Source organism: Vampirovibrio sp. (genome assembly GCF_041737375.1).
GTDB lineage: Bacteria > Cyanobacteriota > Vampirovibrionia > Vampirovibrionales > Vampirovibrionaceae > Vampirovibrio.
The window spans coordinates 11,350-24,771 of record NZ_JBGSRV010000017.1; the positions used below are offsets into that span (position 1 = coordinate 11,350).

The 13,422-nt window shown below is 49.9% G+C and carries 14 protein-coding genes and 1 tRNA gene; 11 read left to right on the forward strand and 4 right to left on the reverse strand.

Translation table 11 applies throughout. The features are described from left to right. The first annotated feature begins 333 nt into the window (after nucleotides 1-333). The 3 genes from ACEW81_RS11230 (at nucleotide 334) to ACEW81_RS11240 (ending at nucleotide 2,311) form a co-directional block, all read left to right on the forward strand. Nucleotides 334-1,188 (forward strand): TIGR04255 family protein, encoded by an 855-nt coding sequence (locus tag ACEW81_RS11230; protein ID WP_373533080.1) that lies wholly within the window; start codon nucleotides 334-336, stop codon nucleotides 1,186-1,188. A gap of 14 nt (nucleotides 1,189-1,202) precedes the next feature. Then, nucleotides 1,203-1,787 (forward strand): hypothetical protein, encoded by a 585-nt coding sequence (locus tag ACEW81_RS11235; protein ID WP_373533081.1) that lies wholly within the window; start codon nucleotides 1,203-1,205, stop codon nucleotides 1,785-1,787. 89 nt (nucleotides 1,788-1,876) lie between these two features. Further along, nucleotides 1,877-2,311 carry a hypothetical protein gene (locus tag ACEW81_RS11240; RefSeq protein ID WP_373533082.1) on the forward strand — a complete coding sequence of 145 codons (435 nt, stop codon included), beginning with the start codon at nucleotides 1,877-1,879 and terminating at the stop codon, nucleotides 2,309-2,311. A 435-nt stretch (nucleotides 2,312-2,746) separates the two neighbouring features. Here ACEW81_RS11240 and ACEW81_RS11245 read toward each other — a convergent pair. Both ACEW81_RS11245 and ACEW81_RS11250 read right to left on the reverse strand, forming a co-directional pair. Continuing rightward, nucleotides 2,747-2,820 (reverse strand) — tRNA-Pro (locus tag ACEW81_RS11245). Between the two features lie 520 nt (nucleotides 2,821-3,340). Beyond that, entirely contained in the window at nucleotides 3,341-4,627 is a 1,287-nt protein-coding gene (locus tag ACEW81_RS11250; RefSeq protein WP_373533083.1) for a BaiN/RdsA family NAD(P)/FAD-dependent oxidoreductase, read from the reverse strand. A gap of 73 nt (nucleotides 4,628-4,700) precedes the next feature. Between ACEW81_RS11250 and lpxD the strand changes: the two genes are divergently transcribed. The 5 genes from lpxD to glmU all read left to right on the forward strand — a co-directional run bounded on the left by lpxD (nucleotide 4,701) and on the right by glmU (nucleotide 9,700). Then, nucleotides 4,701-5,891: a UDP-3-O-(3-hydroxymyristoyl)glucosamine N-acyltransferase gene (gene lpxD / locus ACEW81_RS11255; protein WP_373533084.1), complete on the forward strand. Its 1,191-nt coding sequence runs from the start codon at nucleotides 4,701-4,703 to the stop codon at nucleotides 5,889-5,891. Then, the gene (locus ACEW81_RS11260; protein WP_373533085.1) at nucleotides 5,888-6,733 is read left to right on the forward strand and encodes a UDP-3-O-acyl-N-acetylglucosamine deacetylase; all 846 of its coding nucleotides are present in this window, start codon (nucleotides 5,888-5,890) and stop codon (nucleotides 6,731-6,733) included. Before lpxD ends, ACEW81_RS11260 begins: the two co-directional genes overlap by 4 nt. A gap of 88 nt (nucleotides 6,734-6,821) precedes the next feature. After that, nucleotides 6,822-7,322 carry a 3-hydroxyacyl-ACP dehydratase FabZ gene (gene fabZ, locus ACEW81_RS11265; protein WP_373533115.1) on the forward strand — a complete coding sequence of 167 codons (501 nt, stop codon included), beginning with the start codon at nucleotides 6,822-6,824 and terminating at the stop codon, nucleotides 7,320-7,322. A 56-nt stretch (nucleotides 7,323-7,378) separates the two neighbouring features. After that, nucleotides 7,379-8,224, forward strand: coding sequence for an acyl-ACP--UDP-N-acetylglucosamine O-acyltransferase (gene lpxA / locus ACEW81_RS11270; RefSeq protein WP_373533086.1), 846 nt, complete (start codon nucleotides 7,379-7,381; stop codon nucleotides 8,222-8,224). A 51-nt stretch (nucleotides 8,225-8,275) separates the two neighbouring features. Then, nucleotides 8,276-9,700 (forward strand): bifunctional UDP-N-acetylglucosamine diphosphorylase/glucosamine-1-phosphate N-acetyltransferase GlmU, encoded by a 1,425-nt coding sequence (gene glmU / locus ACEW81_RS11275; RefSeq protein ID WP_373533087.1) that lies wholly within the window; start codon nucleotides 8,276-8,278, stop codon nucleotides 9,698-9,700. A 37-nt stretch (nucleotides 9,701-9,737) separates the two neighbouring features. On the opposite strand, the gene ACEW81_RS11280 is transcribed toward glmU, so the two are convergent. After that, a complete protein-coding gene (locus tag ACEW81_RS11280; protein WP_373533088.1) occupies nucleotides 9,738-10,022 on the reverse strand; it encodes a hypothetical protein in 285 nt (94 codons plus the stop codon). Nucleotides 10,023-10,121: 99 nt separating this feature from the next. On the opposite strand from ACEW81_RS11280, the gene ACEW81_RS11285 reads away from it, so the two are divergent. From ACEW81_RS11285 to ACEW81_RS11295, 3 genes are read left to right on the forward strand one after another with little or no spacing between them, the layout of a single operon-like run. Continuing rightward, nucleotides 10,122-11,465 (forward strand): ABC transporter substrate-binding protein, encoded by a 1,344-nt coding sequence (locus ACEW81_RS11285; protein WP_373533089.1) that lies wholly within the window; start codon nucleotides 10,122-10,124, stop codon nucleotides 11,463-11,465. Further along, nucleotides 11,462-12,358 carry a carbohydrate ABC transporter permease gene (locus tag ACEW81_RS11290; RefSeq protein WP_373533090.1) on the forward strand — a complete coding sequence of 299 codons (897 nt, stop codon included), beginning with the start codon at nucleotides 11,462-11,464 and terminating at the stop codon, nucleotides 12,356-12,358. The genes ACEW81_RS11285 and ACEW81_RS11290 overlap by 4 nt, the downstream gene beginning before the upstream one ends. Next, the gene (locus ACEW81_RS11295) at nucleotides 12,355-13,188 is read left to right on the forward strand and encodes a carbohydrate ABC transporter permease (RefSeq protein WP_373533091.1); all 834 of its coding nucleotides are present in this window, start codon (nucleotides 12,355-12,357) and stop codon (nucleotides 13,186-13,188) included. Before ACEW81_RS11290 ends, ACEW81_RS11295 begins: the two co-directional genes overlap by 4 nt. Here the strand turns inward: ACEW81_RS11295 and ACEW81_RS11300 are convergent, their stop codons facing one another. Beyond that, nucleotides 13,189-13,362 carry a hypothetical protein gene (locus ACEW81_RS11300; protein WP_373533092.1) on the reverse strand — a complete coding sequence of 58 codons (174 nt, stop codon included), beginning with the start codon at nucleotides 13,360-13,362 and terminating at the stop codon, nucleotides 13,189-13,191. It abuts the gene before it with no gap. Between the last annotated feature and the right edge of the window lie 60 nt (nucleotides 13,363-13,422).

The following is a 13,422-nucleotide window of genomic DNA, read 5'->3' on the forward strand; positions in this document are numbered from 1 at the left end:
TAAATTCTTTTTGTCATATTCCTTAAGTATGTTCATCTTCTTTGGAGAGACCTAAAAGTCAAAGAGCTAAGAATTTTTAGAAATGATCTGGATTTTTGAGAAGCTCAGAGAAGGCGTTTCGTAAACAATTAGGTTGCCGTTCAAGCTAAAGTATAGGGTATCTCTTTCTGGTTGCTGATATTTGTAAGCCTATTTTGCCGTAGTTGCCCATAGTATTGAAGTTAGAGTAGAAACGAGGTATATTTAAAGTATATATCCCTATTGCGTCCTGAAAAGGATGCTTCTCTTGAGAATTTGAGGTAAGATCCTTCAAAGGAAGGAGATTTTCAGTAGATGGCATCAAGCCCGCAGAATATCAAAGCTTTGTTTGAACCTGCAAATAAAGCGCATGCCATTATTGAGGCAGTATTCTTTTGTGAGTTCCATCAACCGTTTGAAAGATCGGTCATTGATCGTCTGCTGACCTTGGAACATGATGAGACGGTAAAGGCCGATCTGCCAGGGTTTAAGAGGGTTGAAGGTGGAGGAATAGCTTTTTCTGCAAAAGATTCAGCATTTGCTATACAGAGAACAGTAGATATGGAGCCGGTTGGTGTCTTATTAGAACACTTTCAACCAAACGGTACAGCGGACTGGGTAGTAAGGGTAATGCCCAAGGTGGTATCCATTCACTGTCTTGATTACACAACTTGGTCTGATGTCTGGGAGCGCGTACAAAAGTATTTTAATGTGGTTTTTCAGAAGATTACACCTTCACAAACAAAGGTTGTTGGTCTAGGCTTGAAGTACATTGACCATTTTAAGTTTAATGGTCAACCAGAAGAGTATGATCCTAAGCTCCTGTTTTCTCCAAGTTCAGAGTTTTTGCATGGTAAGGCTCTTACTTCCTCAGGTTATCGTTGGCATTGTCATAGTGGATGGTTTGAGACGATTGATAATGCTGAGCCTGATAGAGAGTGCTTAAATCAGGTCAATATTGATGCAACAGGTACTTCTGGAGGGCATCTTACAAAGATAGAGCACAGTATGGTTATTCAAGGTTTTGAAGCTGATACAGAGTATCTAATGGTCCAATCGGAAGTCTCTGATACCGCCTTAGCCAAAGCTATGAACTATCTGCATGACTCAAATAAAAATGTTTTACGAAATCTCTTGACCCCGGAAATGATAAAACGAATTAATTTATAGTCAGGAGGATTGTTATGTCTGCTTGCTTTTCCACAACATATATCTTTCCTGTTAAACCGTTGACCTTGGTTGAGTCCAAGACCGCAGAAATTTCCGTATTAGAAAAAGCTACTGAAGACATTCAGTTTTGGGAAGCTTTTAAAAATACAACTGAGCTGGGCTTCCCTATTCCTAACGAAGCCTATAGTGCTTTAGGTGATTTTCAAACAATCCCCACATTTTTTACAGGCATAACTTTAGATGAGAATCGTGTCGATATTCAAATACTTACTCGGCTACGAACATTAGGAATGTATGAAAACGGCTGGTATGCCCCTGATAGCATAGCGCCTTCCAGAGAAACCATTACTGATGCAGAGGTTTTTGTACGACATATAGATTGGAATAAGGTTGAACGCCCCTTTATTGGGCTAGCAGAAGATGGTGAAATAAATTTTCTCTGGGAAAACAGTCGTATTGACCTTGACTTAGGCTTTTTTGGAGATGGGACCTACTCATACTATGCTAAGCTGGCGGATGGAACAGAAATTTTGAGAGATTATATGCCAGCTAGAGAATCACTGCCAGAGGATATCCTAGGGTGTCTGCAGATGGAGTAATGACTAGTTTCCGAACTCATTTCCTATTGCATGAGGATTGCGCTCAGTCTACCTATTCTCCGGGACTTGTAGGTAACGAGGAAGTTCTGTTGCGTACTGGTTTTAATCCAGAAGCAATAGACGAGCATGGGAATGTTCGTAAGACAGCCATTCCATCCGAGCACTTAAAAAAAAGTGGATTTAGTGTAGATCGCAAAAAGTATGCTTCAGCTGCCATAATTCGGGAAAGAGTGGCTGCTCAAAAAGCCAACCCTAATGTTCAAGGTAGAGCTGAAGAGTTTATATATGAACTCCTCACCCAAGTTGTTAGGCATGAAATGCTGGATGCTAACTCTGAGCGTATCAATATCGTCTTGGACACTGCTCGTGAAGATAATCGGGCACATGCTTCCATCTATACTTTTTATCGTAGTCCTTCTGAGATAAAGCAATTAAAAGATATGCTGGAGCCTTTTTTGCGAAGGTATGTCCCACTAGAGAAGTATCTGCAAGAGCATCTTGAAGTCAGTAATGCTGCGCAATAGAGCCGCAGGAGCACCTACGGCTTAATGATTTCGGAAAAGCGTTGGGCTAGCTATCAAAAACAAAAAATAAAGGTATAGCTTCTTTTCTTTTCTTTTTGAATTTTATTGAAAGTTATCGAAGCTTTTTGACTTTAAGTGTCCCGCTAGTGTCCCATGGGGTATTTGGGGATTAGTTGCGATATCTTGGAAACCCTGGGGAGAGTATGGTGGGCGGTACTGGATTCGAACCAGCGACCTCCACAATGTCAATGTATGTTATTCCAAACAGATTTTAATCGGTGTTTTGAGCTTGTAAATTACAGAATCTCTTTTTGTGGCATATCGATGTACACAAAAAAAACAGCCATTTCCGGCTGTTTTTTAAACTTATGAATTATATGGTGGGCCATCGGTGACTTGAACACCGGACCTCGGGTGAGCCCTAAAAAGAAAAAATCGGGATGACAGGATTCGAACCTGCGACCCCTTCGTCCCGAACGAAGTGCGCTACCAAGCTGCGCTACATCCCGATAGGTCATTTATTTTCCTGCATTATCTGTGAAAGTACTGGACCTTGCAAGCTGGAAGCAATGTACGGTGAACCCTGTCACATCATCTCCTCCTTTAATTCGGGGCTAAAAGCCCACTGTTCAAAATGATGGGTCTGACTTTTGGGTGAAGAAGCAGGTTGCATCGGCTTTTTGTTGACTGTTATTAAAGTTTAAAAAATTAATAACACCTGCCTAACTGGGCAATAGTATTCAGCTCATCATATGGCTTACAATCAAAAAATCTGGCTGCGCGTTTATTGTCGCAGCTTTTACGCTCTGTAATGACGATTCCCTCCCCAAAAAACAACCGAGAAAAAGGAAAACTCATGGTTGTCCAATATGATGACTGTCCTGATTGTGGACATTTTGATCTGGCACCCCGGCAGATCCTGGTAGGATATGGTTTTATGGCCGCACCGGTTCCGCAGTATCGAGAAATTTTGACCCTGAAGTGTCAACAATGCGGCTGGCTGGGTGAGCAACTAACCAATGCTTTAACTTAAATCGATTTCAGCGATTCAGAAATGGCCCATCCTGCGCTCCAGCAAGCCTGAAAGTTGAAGCCGCCGGTTAATCCATCAATATTCAGGCTTTCTCCGCCAAAGTAAAGGTCAGGAACCAATCTGCTTTGCATGGTTTTAAAATCCACTTCTTTTAAAACCACCCCGCCGCAACTCACAAATTCTTCCTTGGAAGGGCTTTTACCGCTGATTTGCAGCGGGCAGCGCTTCAGATTTTCCACCAGTCGATTGATGGTTTTTTTGTTGACGCTTTCCGCTTTTTCTTCCAGCGGGGCACCGCTTTCCGTTAACAGGGCCTGCCAAAGCCGGTTGGGCAAGGGGGCTAAGGAAAGGTTAATTAACTTTTTTTTGCTCTCCGTAACCGTGAAAAGCTGGGTGAGGGTTTGCCGTAGGTTTTCTTCCGTTTGGTCTGGCAAAAAATCGACCTGTAAATCGGCTTTGTATTGGCTCCCTGCCAACGCGCTGGCTCCCCACGCCGATAAGCGGTAAATCATGGGGCCGGATAGCCCGGTGTGGGTAATGAGCAGGGGGCCTTCGGCCTCAAACTTTTGAACCGAATCGGGCAAGGAAACACGCATTTTGCCCCCGGCTTTGGTCAAAGCAATGCCTTGTAAATCCTGCAACAGGCTGTTTTTAACGGTAAATGGAAACAAGGAGGGCGTAGGAGGGATGACCGTATGTCCCAGCGCTGCGGCCAGCTTCCATCCGGTGGGGCTGTAGCCTGTGGTAATCACGCAGATATCAAAAAGCGCCATTTTGTTTTGGCTCTGGGCGCTTTGGTTGTGGACCTCAAACAGTCCATTAACTTGCTGAATCGCTTCTACCCGGCTTTGTGTGCGCACTTCAATGCCGTGCTTCTGGGCCAAGCGCCGAAATAAATCAATCACATCCTGAGAATTGTCGCTGACCGGGAACATGCGGCCATCTGCTTCCGCCTTCAGTTTTAAGCCTCGGCGCTCAAACCAGCTCACCGTATCTTTGGGTTGAAAACGAGCGAACAGAGAGCGCAGCTCTTTTTGCCCCCGTGGGTAGAATTCAATCAGGCGGGTCGGGTCAAAGCATCGGTGGGTCAGGTTGCAGCGACCCCCGCCAGAGATAAAAACCTTTTGCAAAGGGCGGTGGCCCGCTTCAAAAATGGTGATTTGCGCCCGTGGGTTTTTTTCAGCGGTATTAATGGCCGCAAAAAAGCCCGCTGCGCCACCGCCAATAATGGCAATGCGCGTTTTTTGGTGGGTCAGCGGCGGTGGCTCTGGTGTTGAAGGCATGCACCCAGTATAATCAAAAAGCCCTTTTTGTGCGGTCCCGTCCCGTTTGTTTCAGGTTTTAAAAGGAGTGCCAATGCCAGATACTCAATTACCCCCTTTGCCAGTACCCCCGGTTAGTCTGGAGACTTTGGCGACGGTGGTACCCGGTGCCGTGCTTCACGGCAATGGCGCTTTGCAGGTCATCAGTTTGGCGCACCCTCGCATGATTGGATCTGAGCAGGAGATGGTGCTTATTTTAGAGGCTGGGGCCTTGAAATTGCTGGCCCAAAGCCCTATTCAGGTCAAGACTGCCGTGGTAGCCGCTGAAGTTGAAGTACCAGAAGGCTTGTTTGAAGGCTATTTGGCGGTAGAGCGACCCCGTTTGGCTTTGGCCACTTTGCTTTCTGTTTTTGAAAAGCCGTTGCATTTTTACCAGGGCATCCATCCCACGGCGGTTATCGAGGCTTCCGCTCAAGTGCATCCATCCGCTTCGGTGGGCGCTTTCTCCTATGTGGGAGAAAAGGCTCAAATTGGCGCGAATGCGGTGCTGATGCCTCATGTCACGGTGGGGGCTGAGGCGCAACTGGGCGAAGGTTGCCTGTTGCATGCGGGCGCTCGGGTGGGCGAACGGGTGCTAATGGGCAAGCGGGTGGTCTTGCAGCATAACGCCAGTATCGGCGCGGATGGCTTTAGTTACGTTACCCCGGAGCCGGGTAGCGTGGAAGCGGCCAAATCGGGCGGCAAGGTTTCGGGTCAAAACACGTCGGTTTATAAAATTAACTCCATTGGCACCGTGGTGCTGGAAGATGACGTTGAAGTGGGCGCTTGCGCCACCATTGATCGATCCAACCTGGGGGCCACCCTGATTAAAAAAGGCACCAAAATTGATAATCTGGTGATGATTGGGCATAACAACGTGGTGGGCGAGAATTGCCTGATTGTCTCTCAGGTGGGTATTTCCGGCAGTTGTGAAATTGGGGATCGGGTGGTCATTGCCGGACAGGCAGGCTTGGCCGATCACCTGAAAGTGGGCGATGACGCCATTATTATGGCCAAATCCGGCGTAATGCGAGATATTGAACCCAAAGAGGTGGTGGTGGGCATTCCTGCCATGCCACGCCGGGAAACGTTCCAAACCCTTATGTACATGGGCAAGCTGCGGGAGATGTTTCAGGAAGTGAAAAGTCTGAAAAAGCGGGTGGCTGAATTGGAGTCATCACAAACAAACCCCGCTTCTCTCCCTCTTGAGACCAAGCCCGAGCCTGATAAGTTGGAAGTGTTATGAAACTGGCGCCTAAAACCGTGACCCACACAGCGCCCATTGTGGTTTCCGGGGTGGGTGTGATTACCGGCAAGCCGGTGCAGGTGGAAATTACGTCCGCCGAACCCGGCCATGGCATTGTGTTTTATATGGATGGGGTTTCCCCTATTCCGGCCCGGCTTCAGTCTGTGGCCCAGACCGATCGAGGGGTTACTTTGCTCAGTCAGGACGGCAAGCCATTGTCTATTGTGGAGCATTTCCTTTGCGCGGCTTCTTTGGCAGGGCTTTCCGATTTGAAGGTATCTGTTACCGGCGCGCCAGAATTGCCCATTTTGGATGGCAGCGCTCAAGACTGGTTAAAAATATTTGCCCAGCATTTTGAAGTAAGCCTGCCCCAGCCTGAGATTGCCCTGCCGCACGCTGTGTTTTACCGGCATAGTGAGGATATTGCGATTTACGCCATTCCCGATACCCATTTTAAAATCAGCTACAGCGTCAGTTTTGATCACCCCGATTTGCAAAGCCGATGGGTGCGCTGGGATAGCCGCAAGGACAATGCGGCGCTGATTTCCACGGCCTGCACCTTTGGTTATGTGAGTGAACTGCCCGCCTTACACGCCAGAGGCTTGGCCTTGGGGGCCAGCCTGGAAAATTCGCTGGGCTTGTTTGAGCAAGGTGGCTATAGCCGCGCCTTGCGTCATAATGATGAACCCATCTATCACAAAATGCTGGATTTAATCGGCGATCTCAGTTTAACCGGGCTGAATCCGCTTTCCTTAAAGGCCCATGTGTTTGCGTTGAACGCTGGGCATAGCAGCCATGTGCCTTTTGCCCGAAAATTACTAAAAGCACTGCACCGTATGTAAGCCACAGGCGTTTTCATTTGGGTGTGATTTGGTTATAATGCGCCCAAGTGACGATACGGAGCCTGTTTTAAACGTGGAAACCATGGTAATGACTGATAAACCCGCTCAACCCCATCTCTCTAACGATGAAATACTGCTCCCGCCCCAAAAAATTCGGGAAATTATGGACACCCTGCCGCACCGCTACCCCTTTATTCTGGTGGACCGGGTAACGGAACTGGTGCAGGGCAAACGTATTAAGGGATATAAAAACGTCACCATTAACGAACCCTTTTTTCAAGGGCATTTTCCGGGCGACCCTATTATGCCGGGCGTTTTGCAACTGGAAGCCATGGCTCAGCTGGGCATTTTGTTGATGAAGACCATTCCCGCCACTGAAGGGAAATTGGCTGTTTTTGCCGGAATGAATGATGTTCGATTTCGGCGCATGGTGATTCCCGGCGATCAGTTTGAAATGGAATGCGAAATTCTGAAGCTCCGGCTGCCCATTGGTAAAATGTCTTGTAAAGCCTATGTGGCTGGCGAGCTGGCGGTGGAAGCTGAAATTATCTGCTCGTTGGTGGATAGAGAAGCGTCTGCCGGTCGTTAAGCTCCGACAACTCACCCCAACCCGGCACGTTCACTGAATAAGAGGCCTTTAAAGCAATGTCGATTCATCCCACCGCCATTATTGATAGCACCGCCCAGCTGGGACACGGGGTTGAAGTTGGGCCTTACAGCATTATTGGCCCCCATTGCGTGGTGGGAGATAATACCCGCATTGATTCGCATGTGGTGCTGCAACGTTATGTCACACTGGGGGCCGATTGCCAGGTGTGTCCCGGTGCCGTATTGGGCGGCCTGCCGCAAGATATGAAATACAACGGCGAAGTCACCTATGTGCGGATTGGCAACGGGGTGATTATTCGGGAAGGCGTTACCGTCCACCGGGCCAGTGGCGAAGGTTGTCAAACCGTGGTGGGTGATAAAACCCTGCTGATGGCCAATGCCCATGTGGCCCACAACTGCGTGGTGGGTTCGGAAGTGGTTTTGGCCAATGGCGCGCTGTTGGGCGGCCATGTGGAAGTGGGCGACTTTACGTTTATTGGCGGTGGATGCGCCGTTCATCAATTTGTGAAAGTGGGCAGAATGGTGATACTGGGCGGACTCAGCGCCGCCCGTCAGGATTTGCCGCCGTTTGCCATGGTAGATTCCCGTCCTGCGTTTGTGGTGGGACTGAATAAAGTGGGGCTAAAGCGTCGGGGTGTTGATTTGGCCACCCGAACCCGCTTGAAACACGCTTACAAGCTGTTGTTTTTCTCGCCCTTTAACTACAAGCAGGCCATTGAAGTGATTAAAGCCGAAATTGAACCCGATCCGGCGGTCACGGAATTGATTGAATTCATTCAAAATTCGCCCAAGGGCGTTTATCGCATTCGTCGCAAAAGTTCGGCCAAGGCGGCCAGTGCCGAATCGGATGACGTGGATATTCTTTCTCGCACCATGTTGTAAAAAAATTACCCAGTAACCCAGTGCTAGTGTTGACTTCAGAGGGGACCGGCAATGCGTCAAAATCAGTTTAAGGCCGTTATTTTGGCGGCGGGCAAAGGCACCCGGCTTAAAAGCGACTTGCCGAAAGTACTGCACCCGTTGTTTGGGAAACCCTTGCTGGTTCGGGTGCTGGATACGCTGGGGTTGTTAAGCGCGGAAGAGGCTTGCGTGATTGTGGGCCACGGACGTGATCAGGTGAGTGAAACGCTGGATGCTTATGAAGCCGGTTATGCGGTGGGCACCGTGGTGCAGGAACCTCAGTTAGGAACTGGCCACGCCCTGTTGCAAGTGCGTCAAAAACGGGCCGACTGGCAGACCTTTGATGGGGATGTGCTGATTCTGTCTGGGGATGTGCCGTTGCTGGAAGCCAGCACCTTGCAAACCATGCTTCAGGCCCATCAGGCCGAAAAGAATGATTTAACCGTTCTGGTGGCCACCATGGACAATCCCTTTGGCTATGGCCGGGTGTTGATTGAGGGCCAATCCGTGGTGCGGGTGGTGGAGCAAAAAGACGCCACCGATACGGAAAAGCAGGTGAAAACCGTCAATACTGGCATTTATTGTTTGAATTGGGCCAAGGTGTCTCCGCTATTGGAGCAACTGTCCAGCAATAACGCCCAAGGCGAATTTTACTTAACCGATGTGATAGCGCTGGCCGTTCAGGCGGGCTATCGGGTGGGGCTGTCTCATTTGGATGACCCGGATGAGGTGTTGGGGGTGAATGCCCGTGCGGATTTGGCTCAATGCCATGACGTGCTGAATCAGCGCACCCTGAACCGGCTGATGGCCGATGGGGTCACGATTTTGCATCCCGCATCCACCTTTATTGGGCCAGAAGTGAAAATAGGTGCTGATTCCACCGTATTGCCCGGTTGTTATTTGCAGGGGGATATTTCGATTGGCAAGCGCTGCACGATTGGGCCGCACACCACGATGAGTGGTTCTGTGGAGATTGCCGATGATGTCAAGGTCATGCAGTCCGCGGTTCGAGATTCCCGCATTGGGGCGTTTTCCAATATTGGCCCCTTTGCCCAGCTGCGGGATGGGGTGGATATTAGCCACCACGTGAATATTGGCAACTTTGTGGAAGTGAAAAAAACCCGCATCGATCACCACACCAATGCTGCCCATCTCACCTATTTGGGAGACGCCGAGCTGGGGGCGGACGTGAACATTGGGGCGGGTACCATTACCGCCAATTACGATCCGGTTCGGGATATCAAGGAGCGCACCGTGATTGCGGACGGGGCCAAAATTGGCAGTAATTCCGTGTTGATTGCCCCGGTTACGGTGGGCGAAAACGCCAGTGTGGCGGCGGGCTCGGTCATTACCAAAAACGTAAAGCCCTGGGATCTGGCCATTGCCAGAGGCAGACAAGTCGACATTACCGGTTGGGTGAAGCGGGCCAAAGCCAGCACAGTGGAAGTGAAGCCCTAGCAAACCCGAATACCAAGGGTGGGCTGTGCCTTGTCGGTTAGTGAGTTTTTTCGGCGATTTTTTGAGACACTTCCCGTTTTAACCAGGGAAAGCCCGCTTTGTCGCAAAAACTGAGGCCAAATTCGTTTAAAATGGAGAATTGAACCAGTTCATCCAGTGGTAACGCAATACTGGCGGCGCTTTCAATGTTAGTAACTTCGGTTTGTTTTTCTGAGGCGGTTAACATGTCTTTTAATTCCGAATTGAGCCAGAGGAGAAGGGCGTGGAGCCGTTGCGGATCATAGAGTTCCAAAACTTGGGAGAGATGCGGGTTTAGCAGCATGACAACATTCCTGAAAAATTCCCTTTGAACGGCTTTGCCTTGTAACAACTATACTTATAAAAAGGGGCTATTACCCGAATTGATCAAGATAGAGAGTGTATGGGTCAAACTTTACAAAAATTCAAGCGTTTCAGACCCAAAGCAGGCTTCAGAGCCTTGGCCATTTTGGGCGTTTTGGTGTTTGGTTTGTTTCTTTCCAGTTGTCAGCGGCCCACGGAAAAAACCACCCGCATCCAGCTGTCCACCTGGGGTAGCGCACAGGAAGTCAGTGTTTTAAAGTCCATTTTAAAAGATTTTGAGCACACCCATCCCGGCATTTCCGTGGATTTACTGCATATTCCAGAAAATTACTATCAAAAACTGCACATTCTGGTGGCGGGTGATATGGCCCCGGATGTGATATTTACCAACAGCATCAGCTTTCCCATTTATGCTTCTCAAGGTATTTTTCGAGATTTACGGCCCTTGTTGGCCGCCCAATCCGCCGATTCCGATTTGGCCGAGACGCAGTTTTATCCGCAAGCCTTAACCGCCTTTAGCTGGCAACCCCCTTCAGGCCCCAAAATATTGGCGGCGTTGCCTCGGGATATCTCCAATGTGGTTATTTTTTATAACCGGGATTTATTCGCCAAAGCGGGCTTGCCGGAGCCGAAGGCGGGCTGGAACTGGGAAGAATTTCGAGAGACGGCGGACCGGTTGACCGTGGATCACAATCTGGATGGGGACCCGGATCAGTTTGGATTTTCCTTTTACAGTACCCCACCCTTGTTTTGGCTGCCCTTTGTGTGGAGCGCGGGCGGAACCTTATTTAGCGATGATCTCCAGCGGTTTACGCTGGAGCAGCCCAAGGCGGTGGCGGGCTTGCGCTTTTACGCCGATTTACGCACCAAGTGGCATGTGGCTCCTAAAAAAGTGGAAAGCGGCGGGGCCACTATGAGCCAGCTATTCATGCAGCAAAAATTGGCCATGATGGTCAATGGCCGCTGGAGTGTGCCCGTACTGCGAGAGCAGGCACCTTTTCAGTGGGATGTGGCGCCGTTGCCAGTGGGGCCGAGTGGTAAGTCCGCGGTAGGCCTGGATGCCTCCGGGTACGCCATTGCCGCCAAAAGCAAGCACCCCCAGGAAAGTTTTGAGCTGATTCGTTATTTATTAAGCCCCTCGGCAATGAAAAAAGTAACGGCCAGCGGGTTGATTGTGCCGGCTCGCAGGGATGTGGCCGAATCTGATGTTTTTCTGTCGCCGGGGCAAGCCCCCGCCCATGCGCAGGTGTTTTTGGATAGTATTTCCCACGGGGTGCCCAGCCATACACCGGCCCGCTGGAATGAAATCGCCGAGGAACTGGGATTGGCACTGGAACCCGTTTGGGATGGTCAGGAAGATGCCGCTCATGCCATGCGGGGCCTGAAGCCCAAAGTGGATCGCTTGTTGGAGGTAAGCCCATGAAGGCGTATTCCAAAACGGAAACCCGTTGGGCGTGGTTCTTTTTGCTACCCTGCCTGCTGGGTTTGCTGGTTTTTACCTACATTCCCATTGTGGCCTCCTTCGGGTTGAGTTTTTCCTACTGGAACCTGTTGGGCGTTCCCAAATTGGTGGGGCTGGACAATTACGCCGCCGTTCTGAGTGATCCCCTGTTCTGGAAATCCTTTGCCACCACCTGGACTTTTGTGATTATCTCTGGCTTTTTAGAGGTGGCAGTGGCCTTATTGTTGGCAGTGTGGCTGAACCGGGCCGTTCGGGGACAAAGTTTTTTTCGCACGGCTTACTTTTTGCCTTTTATTACCCCCATGGTTAGCGTGGCGCTGGTATGGGGATGGCTTTATGATCCCACCTACGGCCTGATTAACTGGTTATTGCAACAGGCCCACCTGATCCAGCAGCCCATTCCCTGGTTGTATGACCCCAAAACGGCCCTGTGGGCGGTCATGATTTTGCGGGTGTGGAAAGACATTGGGTATAACATCGTTATTTTTCTGGCGGGGCTGCAAACGGTTTCCCCGTCGTTGTATGAAGCGGCCAATCTGGATGGGGCCACCGGCTGGCAAACCTTTTGGCGGGTCACTTTACCCATGATAACCCCCACTCTGTTTTTTATTGGCATTATGACCCTAATCAACGGTTTCCAGTCGTTCGATTCGGTGTATTTGCTCACTCAGGGCGGGCCGCAGCATAGCACCGAGCTGCTGGTGTACTGGATGTTCAAAAACGCCTTCGAATTCTACAAAATTGGCCCCGCTTCCGCCATTGCCTATATTTTGTTTGTGGTGATTTTGCTGTTAACCCTGGGCCAGTGGCAACTTCGCAAACGTTGGGTTCTGTACGAGGATGAAGCGGCATGATGGGCGCAAGCAAGCTGAAAACGGCCTTGATTTGGCTGGCCATGCTGGTGGGGGCCTTGTTAATGATTCTGCCCTTTTGGGTCATGGTGGTCACCTCTTTGGTGGGGCCAGACGAGGTGTTCCAGATGCCGCCCCGCTTGTGGCCAAGGCTGTTCCATTGGGAAAATTACCAGCGGCTGTTTCAACAAGCGCCATTGGCCGTGTACTTATTCAACAGTGTGCTGGTGGCGGTGGTAACCACGGTGGGGCATGTGCTGTTTTCGGCCATGGCGGGTTACGCCTTTTCCCGACTGCATTTTCCCCATAAAAACAAGCTGTTTTTTGTGTTTTTAATGACCATGATGGTGCCGCCCCAGGTTAATATTGTGCCTTTGTTCTTCCTGATGAAGTCTTTTCACTGGCTGGACAGCTATGCGGCCCTGATTGTACCGGGCTTGTTCGGGGCGTTTGGGGTATTTATGTTGCGGCAATGGTTCAACGGCTTGCCCACCGAGCTGGAAGAGGCCGCCCGTATAGATGGATGCAACCCCTGGCAAATTTTCTGGAAAATTGCCCTGCCTTTGGCCACGCCAGCCATGGCGGCTCTGGCCATTTTTGTGTTTATCAACACTTGGAATAGCTTTATGTGGCCCCTGATTGTGACCCATTCGGAAGGCATGCGTACCTTGCCGGTGGGCATTGCCACCCTGAAGGGCAGTTTCAGAGACACCACCGACTGGACTGTGCTGATGGCTGCCGCCACGCTCTCCATTTTGCCGGTGGTTATTGTATTTTTGATCGGTCAAAAGCAGTTTATGAAAGGCATTATGGCAGGTGGGGTGAAGGAATAGTTAAATGAACAGGGCGTGGCGCTCAAGCGTTTTGAGGGATTCATAGGATAGCCCTGCCTCAGTGAGTTCTTCGGGGATGATGTTAAACAGTTCAATCAGGCGCAGCGCCTCTGGGTGTAGTTCGGATAGTGCCAATTGGTCCTGAACCTGGGCAATGGCCTGATTTCTGGTCATGCTCTGCCCTTCCTGGAATAACCAGGCCGAGTTCATTGATCGGATACGCGATTTTTGAGT

What these genes read in the sequence shown, in the direction of transcription:
- ACEW81_RS11230 (WP_373533080.1), top strand. Translation starts at nt 334, where the DNA reads ATGGCATCAAGCCCGCAGAATATCAAAGCTTTGTTTGAACCTGCAAAT.
- ACEW81_RS11235 (WP_373533081.1), top strand. Translation starts at nt 1,203, where the DNA reads ATGTCTGCTTGCTTTTCCACAACATATATCTTTCCTGTTAAACCGTTG.
- ACEW81_RS11250 (WP_373533083.1), bottom strand. Translation starts at nt 4,627, where the DNA reads ATGCCTTCAACACCAGAGCCACCGCCGCTGACCCACCAAAAAACGCGC.
- lpxD (WP_373533084.1), top strand. Translation starts at nt 4,701, where the DNA reads ATGCCAGATACTCAATTACCCCCTTTGCCAGTACCCCCGGTTAGTCTG.
- ACEW81_RS11260 (WP_373533085.1), top strand. Translation starts at nt 5,888, where the DNA reads ATGAAACTGGCGCCTAAAACCGTGACCCACACAGCGCCCATTGTGGTT.
- fabZ (WP_373533115.1), top strand. Translation starts at nt 6,822, where the DNA reads ATGACTGATAAACCCGCTCAACCCCATCTCTCTAACGATGAAATACTG.
- lpxA (WP_373533086.1), top strand. Translation starts at nt 7,379, where the DNA reads ATGTCGATTCATCCCACCGCCATTATTGATAGCACCGCCCAGCTGGGA.
- glmU (WP_373533087.1), top strand. Translation starts at nt 8,276, where the DNA reads ATGCGTCAAAATCAGTTTAAGGCCGTTATTTTGGCGGCGGGCAAAGGC.
- ACEW81_RS11280 (WP_373533088.1), bottom strand. Translation starts at nt 10,022, where the DNA reads ATGCTGCTAAACCCGCATCTCTCCCAAGTTTTGGAACTCTATGATCCG.
- ACEW81_RS11285 (WP_373533089.1), top strand. Translation starts at nt 10,122, where the DNA reads ATGGGTCAAACTTTACAAAAATTCAAGCGTTTCAGACCCAAAGCAGGC.
- ACEW81_RS11290 (WP_373533090.1), top strand. Translation starts at nt 11,462, where the DNA reads ATGAAGGCGTATTCCAAAACGGAAACCCGTTGGGCGTGGTTCTTTTTG.
- ACEW81_RS11295 (WP_373533091.1), top strand. Translation starts at nt 12,355, where the DNA reads ATGATGGGCGCAAGCAAGCTGAAAACGGCCTTGATTTGGCTGGCCATG.
- ACEW81_RS11300 (WP_373533092.1), bottom strand. Translation starts at nt 13,362, where the DNA reads ATGACCAGAAATCAGGCCATTGCCCAGGTTCAGGACCAATTGGCACTA.